Annotated in this window: 7 protein-coding genes and 1 pseudogene; 5 read left to right on the forward strand and 3 right to left on the reverse strand. The window is 40.2% G+C overall.

Annotated elements, in window-relative coordinates; translation table 11 throughout:
- The first annotated feature begins 60 nt into the window (after nucleotides 1-60).
- The 4 genes and pseudogenes from HWQ39_RS28420 (at nucleotide 61) to HWQ39_RS28435 (ending at nucleotide 4,450) form a co-directional block, all read left to right on the forward strand.
- On the forward strand, nucleotides 61-783 hold the full coding sequence (locus tag HWQ39_RS28420) for a carbonic anhydrase (RefSeq protein WP_292852871.1): 723 nt from the start codon (nucleotides 61-63) through the stop codon (nucleotides 781-783).
- A gap of 388 nt (nucleotides 784-1,171) precedes the next feature.
- A pseudogene (locus HWQ39_RS28425) lies at nucleotides 1,172-1,951 on the forward strand (TVP38/TMEM64 family protein).
- The gene (locus tag HWQ39_RS28430) at nucleotides 1,920-2,693 is read left to right on the forward strand and encodes a TVP38/TMEM64 family protein (RefSeq protein ID WP_292852874.1); all 774 of its coding nucleotides are present in this window, start codon (nucleotides 1,920-1,922) and stop codon (nucleotides 2,691-2,693) included. The pseudogene HWQ39_RS28425 and the gene HWQ39_RS28430 overlap by 32 nt, the downstream one beginning before the upstream one ends.
- A gap of 206 nt (nucleotides 2,694-2,899) precedes the next feature.
- Nucleotides 2,900-4,450, forward strand: a complete 1,551-nt coding sequence (locus HWQ39_RS28435; RefSeq protein ID WP_292852877.1) for a mercuric reductase — start codon at nucleotides 2,900-2,902, stop codon at nucleotides 4,448-4,450.
- Between the two features lie 146 nt (nucleotides 4,451-4,596).
- Here the strand turns inward: HWQ39_RS28435 and HWQ39_RS28440 are convergent, their stop codons facing one another.
- The 3 genes from HWQ39_RS28440 to HWQ39_RS28450 all read right to left on the reverse strand — a co-directional run bounded on the left by HWQ39_RS28440 (nucleotide 4,597) and on the right by HWQ39_RS28450 (nucleotide 10,647).
- Complete coding sequence (locus tag HWQ39_RS28440; protein ID WP_292852880.1) at nucleotides 4,597-7,695, reverse strand: PA14 domain-containing protein; 3,099 nt, start codon at nucleotides 7,693-7,695, stop codon at nucleotides 4,597-4,599.
- 1,596 nt (nucleotides 7,696-9,291) lie between these two features.
- On the reverse strand, nucleotides 9,292-9,549 hold the full coding sequence (locus HWQ39_RS28445) for a hypothetical protein (protein WP_292852883.1): 258 nt from the start codon (nucleotides 9,547-9,549) through the stop codon (nucleotides 9,292-9,294).
- 225 nt (nucleotides 9,550-9,774) lie between these two features.
- Nucleotides 9,775-10,647: an SDR family oxidoreductase gene (locus HWQ39_RS28450; protein ID WP_292852885.1), complete on the reverse strand. Its 873-nt coding sequence runs from the start codon at nucleotides 10,645-10,647 to the stop codon at nucleotides 9,775-9,777.
- A gap of 521 nt (nucleotides 10,648-11,168) precedes the next feature.
- On the opposite strand from HWQ39_RS28450, the gene HWQ39_RS28455 reads away from it, so the two are divergent.
- Complete coding sequence (locus HWQ39_RS28455) at nucleotides 11,169-12,767, forward strand: peptide ligase PGM1-related protein (RefSeq protein WP_292852888.1); 1,599 nt, start codon at nucleotides 11,169-11,171, stop codon at nucleotides 12,765-12,767.
- Nucleotides 12,768-12,813: the final 46 nt, after the last annotated feature.

Below are 12,813 nucleotides of genomic sequence, written 5' to 3' on the forward strand. Positions count from 1 at the left end.
TATATCTTGCTTAAGTCTGATATCTTCTTGGGAACAGCTTTGTTGTTGTCAGGTAGATTGATGAGTCGAATTAATGGATTTTTAGGGCGACGTGATTTCTTAAAATTCGCCAGTGTGGTAGGTATTGCAGCTACTAGTTTTGGTGATAGCTTTTGGAATTTAGAGCAAACTGCTGTTGCTGATATTCACCCAGTTAACCCTAATCAAATCAGTCCAGATGAAGCCGTCAGACGCTTGCTGGATGGTAATCAAAGATTTATTCAGCAAAAACGTCAATATCCCGATCAATCACTAGAACGTCTACGATCAGTTGCTAAAGCTCAGTATCCCTTTGCTGCCATATTGGGCTGTGCAGATTCTAGGGTACCTGCGGAAATCGTCTTTGATCAAGGACTTGGAGATTTGTTTGTCGTGCGAGTTGCTGGTAATGTCGTCAGTGACACGGTGATAGGTAGTCTGGAATATTCTACAGCAGTATTGGGTTCGCAGTTGATTGTGGTTTTGGGTCATCGAAGATGCGGTGCAGTAGCAGAAGCAATCAAAAACGAACCACTTCCTGGCAGAATTGGTTTAATTATTGAGAGCATCAAACCATCTGTAGAAAGGGTAAAGTTTAGCACAGGTGATAATATGCAGGATGTGGTTATAGCTAATATTCAGTATCAGACTGAAAAATTGCAGGAAAGTTCAACTATTTTAGCTAAATTTCTCCGTGAAGGTAAACTAAAAATTCTTGGTGCTTGTTACGATATTGACACTGGTAAAGTCAACATCATTACTTGAATATCTTGCACCTTTTAGAAGTTTAATAATTTTATAAAGAATTTTTGTATAAAATATTTTTATTGATAATCTTTAAAATCAGTTAAACTCATTGTTTAATTTATAAAAATAGTTAATATCAAGTCCTTTATAACTTTTTTTAACCAGAGTTTATTGATGACAATTTAGATTAATGGTAAAAAAAATCAAGTAGAAAAGTAGACATTTTTCAATTGGCTTTTAATCAATATTTGCTGATGTTTAACAATCCCTAAATGGGATAATTAGCTGCCTGGAATGACAGCCAAGTAATTTTTAAATATTCTCTCATCTATTTCTCATTTAAGTAGTATATCTTAATAGCATTGGGTTTGAGGTATTGATATTCTAAATACCAAGCTTGAAGATTATGAACAAAAAACTTGTAAAAATGAGAACGCATATATTAAAATCCAAACTCAAACTACTACTCCTAAGTTGCCTCATTGTTACTCTGATAATCGCTGCTAAAAACTTAAACTTTCAGGGGCTTTTACAGACATTAGTTATTTGGGTTCACAGTCTTGGTGCTTTCGGGCCTATTGCCTACATAGTCATTTACAACTTAGCAACATTACTGTTTATACCAGGTTCGCTCCTAACTCTCAAAGCTGGTTGTCTGTTTGGAGTATTTTGGGGTTCAGTATATGTGCTAATTGCTGCAACAATTGGAGCAACTTTGGCTTTTATTATTGGACGCTATCTGTCGCGGGATTGGGTTTCTCGACAAATGGATAAACATCCTAAATTTAAAGCGATTGATTTAGCAGTTGCTAAAGAAGGATGGAAAATTGTTTTGCTAACTCGTCTCTCACCCGTCTTTCCCTTCAATTTATTAAATTATGCTTTTGGAGTAACACAGGTTTCTCTTAAAGACTATATATTAGGTTCCTTCGGCATTATTCCCGGTACTGTGATGTACGTTTATATTGGTTCTCTAGCTGGTAATCTTGCCATGATTGACACCTCGCATCAAGCAATTGCTCCAGAAACTCAAGTCTGGTAATGGATAATGCGAGTGGTTGGGTTGATTGCTACCGTTGCGGTAACTGTGTATATCACAAAAGTTGCTCAGAAAGAATTAGTTCAAAATGTGGCAATAGAAGAAATAACAATTAATGAAAAAACTAACAATCATTCAGATATCTAAAAGTATTAATGTCAAAAAATTGCAGAATTTTTTTAGCTTCAGTGCATTAATATTACTGATATTGGCGACCACTTTTTCATTAAACACAGACCCAGCTTTGGCACAAGAATCTGCAAATCTAAATTCTTTCAATCCCCAAGCAATTTTAAAAGATGCTTTGCACTGGATTGATAGCCTGGGTGCGGTGGGAGCCATAGCTTTTATTGGACTTTATGTTATTGCTACCGTTGCTTTTTTCCCTGGTTCTATTCTCACCTTGGGTTCTGGTGTAATTTTTGGTGCAGTTTGGGGTTCTCTCTACGTATTTATTGGTGCAACCCTTGGCGCTACGGCTGCTTTTGTTGTGGGACGTTATTTAGCAAGAAGTTGGGTTGCTCAGAAAATCGCAGATAACAAAAAATTTGCCGCCATTGACCAAGCGGTTAGCAAAGAAGGATTAAAAATTGTCCTATTAACGCGACTCTCCCCCATATTTCCTTTCAATTTGCTGAACTATGCTTTTGGGATTACGGGAGTTTCACTTCCAGATTATTTTATCGGTTCCTTGGGTATGATTCCTGGAACCATCATGTATGTTTATATTGGTTCCCTTGCAGGTAATCTTGCCATGATTGGTACTGAAGCTCAACCTAGTAATCCTGCTTTACAATGGGCAATTCGCATTTTTGGTTTGATTGCAACAGTCACCGTGACAGTTTATGTAACCCAGATTGCACGCAAAGCTTTAGAAGAGAAATTGTAGAGGTGGACAGTTCCCCTGCATCCTGCCTCCTCTTGTAAAATATTGATTGCTGAAACGTTTATACACGAAACCTTCAATTGTATCTGTCAATTCCCAAACGGACAAAACAATTCAAAGGCTGTATTCCTTATTAAACAAGCATAAAAAATAAAAGACTGAGCCACCGAAATTGATCGGGATTCTTAATTTTAAAAGAGGTTTTGCCAATGACCAATTCAGATTTAGAAAGAGTCACAATTCGCCCAGTGGATGAGTATAATCAAAAGTTGCTGTCTTACGTCCATCCACCAAATTGGGTTAATCCTCAACCCGCCGATGTTTACGATTTGGTAGTAATTGGTGCTGGTACGGCGGGGTTAGTGGTGGCGGCGGGTGCAGCAGGTCTAGATTTGGGTTTAAAAGTAGCGTTGATTGAAAAGCATCTCATGGGTGGGGATTGCTTAAATGTTGGTTGCGTACCATCTAAAACTATTATTCGCTCTGCTCGCGTCGTTGGCGAAATCTTTAAGGCCAAAGATTTGGGAGTTAATATTCCCCAACATAATATTGATGTTGATTTTTCCAAAGTTATGGCCAGGATGCGGCGGGTAAGAGCTGATATCAGCCATAATGACTCGGCGGAGCGGTTTCAAAACTTGGGTGTCGATGTCTTTTTGGGTAGCGGTCGATTTGCGAGTAAAAATACCGTGGAAGTTGGCGACAAAACCCTCAAGTTTAAAAAAGCTGTAATTGCTACTGGTGCAAGAGCTGCACAACTGTCGATTCCGGGAATTGAACAGGCGGGTTATCTGACCAATGAGACGGTTTTTTCCCTGATTCAACGACCGGAACATTTGGCAGTGATTGGTGGCGGCCCCATTGGTTGCGAATTGGCGCAAGCTTTCCGGCGTTTGGGTTGTGAGGTGGTGCTTTTCCATAGTGGTTCTCATCTTCTCAATAAGGAAGACGTTGAGGCTGCTAAAATTCTCCAAAAGGTTTTGATTAGCGAAGGAATTCGGGTAGTACTGAATTCCAAGTTGGAAGAAGTGGTAACTGTCACTGAGGGAAAACGGCTTTACTTTTCTAGCAATGGTCATCGAGATTCGGTGACTGTCGATGAAATTTTAGTTGGTGCGGGGCGATCGCCAAATGTAGAAAATCTAAATTTAGAATCAGTAGGGGTGGAATACGACAAGCGCCAAGGTGTAAAAATAAATGATTATCTCCAGACAACCAATCCTAAAATTTATGCAGCTGGCGATATCTGCATGAACTGGAAGTTTACCCATGCTGCTGACGCTGCGGCGCGGATTGTAATTAAAAATACTCTGTTTTCTCCCTTTGGTTTGGGACGCTCGAAACTCAGCAGTCTGGTGATGCCTTGGGTAACTTATACTGACCCAGAAATTGCTCACGTAGGGTTGTACGAACACGAGGCGCAAAAATTGGGTATTGAGGTGACAACAATTCAGATACCTTTTAGTAGTGTAGACCGAGCGATCGCAGATGATCAAGAGTCAGGATTTCTCAAAATCCACCATAAAAAGGATTCTGATGAAATTATGGGTGCAACTATTGTCGCCAGTCACGCAGGTGAGATGATTTCAGAGGTGACTACGGCAATTGTAAATAAAATCGGTTTGAGTAAATTAAGCAGTGTAATTCATCCTTATCCTACTCAAGCCGAAGCGATTAAAAAAGCAGCTGACGCTTATCGTCGAACACTCCTGACATCAAATACCAAAAAATTGTTGGGATTTTTGACAAAGTTATCTTAAGCAAAATCAGTGAACAGTCGCATAACTGTTCACTGATATAGCAGTTTTCAACTAGATGAGGTATGAAGCACAGGATTCAAAATCAGGTATAAAAAGTTTACTTCCTTCTTTCTACCTCCTGCCTCCTGCCCTCCTTCAGGTCATCACTAAACAGGTCGGAAGCGATTAATCCCGCCTCCGGTCAAGTTTGCGTAGTACAAATTACCATCGGGCCCAGTGGTGATTTGTGTAGGCAGTCCTAGATTAGGTCTGTCTGTTTGGGAAGCAAATCGCTTAACTGAGACAACTTTACCCTGACTATCTAAGATCAAAGCATCGATAGTTCCTTGACTGAAATCACCAATGAATAAAGCACCTTGATAGATTGAAGGGAAAGTACTACCTGTGTAAAAATCACCCACAAGGATCGAATTAGAACCAAAATGCTTGTAAGTGTACAGTGGTGCTGTCACAGCTGTGCCACTATTGTAGAAGGCTTGCGCGGCAGCTAAACTTTGGTAGGCTGTTTGTTTCAGACTGACGATATTGCCATTTGCATCTAGTCCACCTTCATAGAATGGCCAGCCAAAGTTAGCTCCTGGTCTGCCGACATTTACCTCTTCGTAAGTACCTAAGCCAACATCACCAATGTATGGGGTATTGGTTCTTTTATCAATTGTGAAACGGAAGGGGTTACGTAGACCTAAGTCATAAACTTTGGAAATATTGCTATTGGGATCGCCATTGTAGAAAGGATTACTTGATAAGCCTTGACCAGTAATCGCGTCAATCCGCAGAATCTTACCAGACAAATTATTCTTATCCTGGACGCGAATTGCTCGGGGGTCTATCCCATTGTAGGAAGTACCATCTCCTAAGCTAACAAACAGAGAGCCATCAGTACCAAAGCGAATAGAACCAACTGAGTGAGATTCACTGTCATTGGCTATAAAATTCTGGACATTTTGGACTTTATCAAGATTATTGAGATAATCCTGCAAGCTGGTAAAGGGCCTACCAGTAACTCTGTTGATAATTCCTGATGGTGCATAGCCAAGTGAGACATCTGTGCTATTTCCATCTGGATGGCTGATATTCGCCCAAGTGCCATTTGTGCCTAGTAGCACAACTTCGCTGCCAGCAATCGCAGTAGTGTAACCAGTGTTGGGATCAGCTGTAAAACGACTCAGCCGTGCAGTACGATTCCCATTCTGGTCAGGATCGTCCAATGTGCTGTTGGGATTGTTATTAGCATTGCTTCGATTGGTTTCTGGTGGATCGTAGGTATACAACAGATAAACATAGTTGTTGCCGTTGCGACCCAAACCTGGATTGACGGCAATGCCTAAGAGACCGCGATCGCGCGTATTATTTACCTGTCCAGAAATATTGACAAATGGTGTTGCTAATAAAGTGCCGTTTTTCACAACTCGCACTGTCCCATCTTTCTGAGCAACGAACAGGGTATTGCCATCAGGGGACCAGTCAAAAGCTGTAGGTTGAGTCAAACCAGAAGCTACTGTATCTAGAGCAAAGTTACCAGAGTCATTATCAATAATAGTGATACTTGACTGTGCATTAGTTAGCTGCACTCCAACTGCATTACTGTATCTCAAAGAAAATGTTTCATTTGATTCCCCAACGTTGTCATCAATAATGGGGATAACAATGGTCTTGGTAGTTTGTCCGATTGCAAAACTTAAGGTTCCAGATACAGCCCGATAGTCAGTTCCAACTCTAGCAGTCCCATCTACGGTTGTGTAGTCTACACTAGCGACCCCCGTAGCATTACCTCGTGTAGCTGTCACCGTCGCAGAACCACCACCCTCATTAACTACTGGCTGAGAGAAGTCAATGCTAGAGCGATCGTTGTCTTGAATGGTAATTCCGATAGTTCTTTGGACTCCTAGTGTTGCCCCCACTGCCTGATCGATGACAAAATTAAAGGTTTCATCGGGTTCTGGTAAGGAATCGTCATTGATCGGAATTGATACCTGTACACTACTTTGTCCCGGCGCAAAAATAAGCGTCCCAGCGCTTTCCACGCCTTCACTTCCGTAGTCAACTCCTGCTGTGGCAGTACCAGCTATAGTTGCATACTTGATTGAAGATGTGCCGCTTAAATCGCCACTTCTGAGTATAGTTACGCTAACACTACCACTGCCTTCATTCACAGTCGCGGAAGGCGATCCTAATGTGATCGCGGTCTGAATAGCTGCTGAATACAGTTGAGACTGAGGAATAATTTGCTTGACTTGAGAGGCGCTTGACCAAGACAATTGGGAAACAGCTTCGTATTGATTGTCGTAGTATTCGAGTCTAATATCGTACTTCTGACCTGCAACTAGTGCAATTGACCCACTATATTCTGTGGCCGATTGATCGACAAACTTATTGATGATTTGTACACCATTCACCGACAACCGCACACCATCATCAGCGGTGGTGTAGAAATTGTAAGTTTCGCTGTACTGGGCTTGCACCTGACCTGTCCAACGCACTGAGAAGGTATCTGCGCCCACGGAAGGATCTGGAGAAGCTTCACCCCAGTTAAAGTTTACCGTTGCATCTGTGCGGGTTTGCTTCAGGTTGGTAAAGTCGATGTTGTCGTAGTACTGTCCTTGAAGTCCGTTGCCGTTACCAATTACAGGAGATGGAGGTGTGTTGGTATTAGTATACAGTTGAGACTGAGGAATAATTTGCTTGGTCTGAGAGGCGCTTGACCAAGCCAGTTGGGAAACAGCTTCGTATTGATTGTCGTAGTATTCGAGTCTAATATCGTACTTCTGACCTGCAACTAGTGCAATTGACCCACTATATTCTGTGGCCGATTGATCGACAAACTTATTGATGATTTGTACACCATTCACCGACAACCGCACACCATCATCAGCGGTGGTGTAGAAATTGTAAGTTTCGCTGTACTGGGCTTGCACCTGACCTGTCCAACGCACTGAGAAGGTATCTGCGCCCACGGAAGGATCTGGAGAAGCTTCACCCCAGTTAAAGTTTACCGTTGCATCTGTGCGGGTTTGCTTCAGGTTGGTGAAGTCGATGTTGTCGTAGTACTGTCCTTGGAGTCCATTGCCGTTACCAACTACAGGAGATGCAAGCGCAAGTGTGCTGACATTTCCCTGAGATAGCACGCTGGAGCTAGCCTGAGAGACAAGACTGCTGCTAGCCAATGGATCTAGAAGAGATGTTGTTGTATTAGTAGGTGTTGGACTTACAGTTGTTGATAGCAGCTGATTGTTTAATGGACTCATTGAAATATATGCCTCAAAATAGTTCTAAAACTAATGCCATAATCAATAATTTGGGATTAGTTTTATGTTTAATGTTTTCAACCAAAAATGCGTAATGAGCATAGCCTAAGTATGTTTATAAGCAAATCATTGTCTGCCTATTAACATTTGTGTTGATACTATTTCACTCAATTGCCGATACAAATTATTTCTCATATATATTCTCCTGTGTTAATTTGGTTTACTAATTTGCTGCTTATTTGTATCAACATTAAAACAAAATAGTATGACAGCATGACGCGAAAACATACTTCCCTATATCTTCTCTGAAAGCAGAGATATATAAGAAAATGTAGAAAAACGCGTATAACAATAAAGACTCAAGATTAGCTGAAGGGCTTATTAGTCCTTACTAATCCTTGTTTTATTTTGATAAACCTTCGAGTTTTGGTGAATTTAACCAAATATTATAAATCACCATTCTCTAGAACTTTTAATCTCAATGATGTGCAGGTGCATAAAATTTGAGATAAAGCAAAACTCGATCGAGATAAATACTTAAGTAGTCTAAAGTAACAGTATTACATATTTACGCTTAAGTATTGTTTTTGGATTAATCAACTACACATTTGACACTAGAACTCGGTGTTATGTCTATCTTCTTTGTGGAATTTTGTTTAAATATTCACATTGATATGTCCTTTTTTAAAGGAACATCAAAGTTTTGATGATTTTTAAGTGAAAATTACCAACTACAGGATGATCCCATATTTTTTATCCAGATGGTTATTAATTATATGAAAATTGCATAAAGAAAATTTGTCATATTTAAAGATTTAAAAAAGGTATTATTTATATATGCTTTATCTTGATTATCAATTCATCTCTTGGTTACAACAAACAGCAAAGATAGAGTTGACTTTTTGAGTAACTCTATTGTATAACAGACTATCCAGCAAATAGCTATGCAATAGCTTCTCTTTTCTACGAAAGAGCTACGGCAACGCTAGACGAAAGGAATTACCAGCGTCCGAAACCTTGTATTATTGCAGTATGTTACAAAAGTTTTCAAATTATTTCAAATATTAACAATTCAAAAATAAAAATTACAAGTGCGATGTTGCTACATTCCAAGTTTCCCCTAGACTAGAGGCAGCAATCTGGTTCAAACTGGCTGAAGAAAGGGGACTTTGACTGAGACAAATAATTTAAACTCTCAGAATTTATGTTTGATTTTTTAAAAAAACGTAAGGGTGCTATAGGATTACTATTTTATTTTTGAACAAAATTAGGTACTGTAGTGGCATGTCAAGGCTAAAATGTTGCCCAAAAATTATAGGTTGGGGAGACACTGCGTTGCGTGGGTTCCCCGCGTTGTAGCAAGTGGCGTTGGAGGCTTTGCCAAAGCCAACATACTGATATCTGTTGAGTTGCGCTCCGCTCCACCCAACCAACGCCTATTGCTGATGTTGGGTTTTACTACGTTCCACTTAATTGAATTTTGAATTGATTCATGGTGGGCTGTACTTACTGCGATCGCTACTGTCTGGGATTATTTTGTGCAAGGATGATTAGAAGTAGCGATCGCCTTCTTCACTAATGACCAATGACTAACTTTTACAATTCTGATTCCGTGTCTGGAGCAACGATTTCGCCAGTACCTATTTCTAGTATCAAGTCTTGTTCAGTAATCAATCCACTGAGTTCCTTCACTTGCAAATTCATCTCTTCACAAGCTTGTCTGAGTTCTTGTGCAAATTTGTTGAGGTCTTGACCATAGCCACATTGATAAGCAGCAGTTTCAATTCCTTGCTTGGCATTTGCTCTAGCACAATCGACTAATTCTGTGCCATGCAGTGGTGTAAGAGATGCCATATACCTAGTTATTATTTCTTAAATGTACGCTGCTAGATAGATTATCAAGATTTCAACATTGACTCATCCCTCTAATGGAAGAAAAGGAGGGTAGAATTAAGAGCGAATAAGTAAAAACTTATGACTCCAAATTCTACCAAGTTTAATTTTTTGATTTCAAATTTTGGATTAAAAGAAAAATCAAAAATCAAAAATCAAAAATTGAATAATTTTTAGCTATTCTACCTACCCATTGATAACTTCTCCACCATTAACATGTAGCACTTGTCCAGAGACATAAGAAGCATCATCAGAGGCTAAAAATACGTAGCTAGGAGCAACTTCTTCTGGTTGTCCGGCTCGTTGCATTGGTACTTGCTTTCCAAAATTCTCAACTTTCTCTTCAGGAAAAGTTGAGGGAATTAAAGGTGTCCAAATTGGCCCTGGTGCGACAGCATTAACGCGAATTCCTTTTGACACTAAATTTTGTGATAAGGAACGAGTAAAGGCAACAATCGCACCTTTTGTAGAGGAGTAATCTAAGAGATGTGAGCTACCTTTGTAAGCTGTTACCGATGTGGTATTGATAATAGAACTGCCCGCTTGTAAATGCTTGAGTGCAGCTTTAGTCATGAAAAACATTGAGAATATATTAGTGCGGAAAGTTCGCTCTAGTTGTTCTTCAGTGATTTCTTCGATACTTTCTTTTGGATGTTGTTCGGCGGCGTTGTTGACGAGAATATCAAGTTTGCCAAACTCACCAACTGTTTGCTGTATGGCTTGCTGACAAAAAGTTTCATTGCCAATATCACCTGCAATAGTGACTGCGCGACGCCCTTGCTGTTCTACCAAATGTTTTGTTTCTTTGGCATCGTCGTGTTCGTTGAGATAAAAGATCGCCACATCTGCACCTTCTTTAGCAAATGCGATCGCAACAGCACGACCAATACCACTATCTCCACCTGTAATCAATGCCACTTTATCTTTTAACTTACCACTACCCCGATACTGAGGATCATCGGCTTTAGGTTTTGGTGTCATTTCTGATTCAACACCCGGTGCTTCTTGTTGCTGTGGCGGTTGCAATTTTTTCTCTTTTTGCTCTTTTGATTTAGCCATAGTTTTTGTCTTGGTAATTGAATATTGAATTTGGCACTCTTAATGGGTCATTCTCTCCCATTCGCCATTTTAAAACTAAACCTTGGATCGAAAATTCAACCCAAGGTTTAATTTTTGCTTTGACTCTCACTAGCCATTTACAACTTTAGGCATTTATATCCTAGATGTTTGCCAAACTTACTTGTTTCTAGCAACTGTATGTAGCTGACATGACAATGAAAAATAAGTACGTAACTCTGATTTGACGAAAAACTTATTTTTTTCATCTGCTCTCAAGTTAACCATTATATTACTGTAATTTATCGCTCCCTAGAGGTAAAGTAAATTGCAATTAGCTCAACCTTAAGACTGAAAATAAATTAAATAAGTGGCGAATCTGCGGGTTGATCGAGTTTGATTTATCCTTACAGAATTCCTGAAAATTATTGCAAAACTAACTGAATCTTGACACGGCAACTCTACATCTTCCAAAAGCTTGCGTGGTACGCTACATTGGGATCATTAGAGGGCAGGGATGATTTATGGCAACACTAAATATTTCCGAGTTAGAACAGGTTGAAAAGTTTCGCCACTTACAATTAACCCTGCGCGATCGCTGGAAAACTAGCGAGCTATTTGATAATAGTGAAGCAGATATTTTAATTATTCCCTCTCTGAGTCTCGACCAGCACGAACTCCGAAAGATCGAAGGCTGCGAGCATTATGAAGAAAGATTACTATTTTCCTTAATTCGATTGCGGAATCCCCGAACTCGGTTGATTTATGTAACATCAGTACCGTTGCATCCGAGTATCATTGATTATTATCTGCAACTGTTGCCAGGAATTCCCTTTTCTCATGCTCGCAATCGCTTGCTGTTACTTTCTACTTACGATTCTTCCCTTAAGCCTCTAAGTCAAAAGATTTTAGAACGCCCCCGTTTGCTAGAGCGAATTCATCAATCTTTAAGACTAGACAAATCATTCATGATCTGCTATAATTCTTCGCATTGGGAAGGCGAATTGTCTTTAAAATTAGGTGTACCACTGTATGCTGCTGCACCAGATTTACAGATTTGGGGGACAAAAAGTGGTAGTCGGCAAATCTTCGCCGAAAGTGAAGTACCACATCCAGATGGCAGCGAAAAAGTTTGGAACCACACGAGTTTGACAAAAGCTACCGTTGATTTGTGGGAACGACAACCGACATTACAACGGGTAGTAGTAAAACTCAACGAAGGTATTTCTGGAGAGGGGAATGCCTTGCTGGATCTTAGGCCGATTGAGAATTTAGCACCAGGAAAAGCTACTCATGCTGAAAGGATAGCAGCAATTAGCGATCGCTTCTCAACAATGCGCTTTCAAGCAAAACAAGAGACTTGGGATAATTTTTCGCGCAGAATCCCGGAATTAGGGGCAATTTCTGAAGCATTTGTAGAAGGAAAAATAAAGCGATCGCCCAGTGTCCAAGGACGGATTACACCCACAGGTGAAGTAGAAATCCTTTCAACCCACGACCAAATTCTCGGAGGGCCAGACGGTCAGATTTATCTTGGTTGTCGCTTTCCTGCTGATGAAAGATATCGATTGCAATTACAGCAATTGGGACTACAAGTTGGCAGAAAGTTAGCAGAGAAAGGCACATTAGAGCGATTTGGCGTAGATTTTATCGCTGTTGACAAGGGTAATGGAGATTGGGATATTCAGGCGATCGAAATTAATTTACGTAAAGGCGGTACAACTCATCCATTCATGACCCTGAAATTATTAACAAACGGCCGCTATGATCTTTCCACAGGTTTATTTTATAGTCAGCAAGGTCGTCCCAAATACTACATCGCCACTGACAACCTGCAAAAAGAACGCTATCAGGGATTATTACCCAATGATTTGATGGATATCATTGCTCACCAAAGACTACAGTTTGACAGTGGTACAGAAACGGGCACAGTGTTTCATCTTATGGGTTGCCTTTCGCAGTTTGGCAAGTTGGGATTAACCAGCATCGGTGATTCTCCGCAACAAGCACAAGACATCTATAACAAAGTTGTTAAAGTTCTGGATGATGAAACCCGCAGTGACAATCATGATTTTTCCGCTTTTTCAGATTATTCCTTTCCCGTGGTTTGGGATGAATCGTAGTTAAGGATTGGGGATTGGGGATTGGGGACTGGGGATTGGGGATTGG

It is taken from the genome of Nostoc sp. NMS8 (assembly GCF_017115045.1).
Lineage (GTDB): Bacteria > Cyanobacteriota > Cyanobacteriia > Cyanobacteriales > Nostocaceae > Nostoc.

Bases quoted from the DNA above. Each gene is read 5' to 3' on its own strand.
- HWQ39_RS28430 (WP_292852874.1), top strand. From the start codon at position 1,920: ATGAAAAAACTAACAATCATTCAGATATCTAAAAGTATTAATGTCAAA.
- HWQ39_RS28455 (WP_292852888.1), top strand. From the start codon at position 11,169: ATGGCAACACTAAATATTTCCGAGTTAGAACAGGTTGAAAAGTTTCGC.
- HWQ39_RS28440 (WP_292852880.1), bottom strand. From the start codon at position 7,695: ATGAGTCCATTAAACAATCAGCTGCTATCAACAACTGTAAGTCCAACA.
- HWQ39_RS28450 (WP_292852885.1), bottom strand. From the start codon at position 10,647: ATGGCTAAATCAAAAGAGCAAAAAGAGAAAAAATTGCAACCGCCACAG.
- HWQ39_RS28435 (WP_292852877.1), top strand. From the start codon at position 2,900: ATGACCAATTCAGATTTAGAAAGAGTCACAATTCGCCCAGTGGATGAG.
- HWQ39_RS28420 (WP_292852871.1), top strand. From the start codon at position 61: ATGAGTCGAATTAATGGATTTTTAGGGCGACGTGATTTCTTAAAATTC.
- HWQ39_RS28445 (WP_292852883.1), bottom strand. From the start codon at position 9,549: ATGGCATCTCTTACACCACTGCATGGCACAGAATTAGTCGATTGTGCT.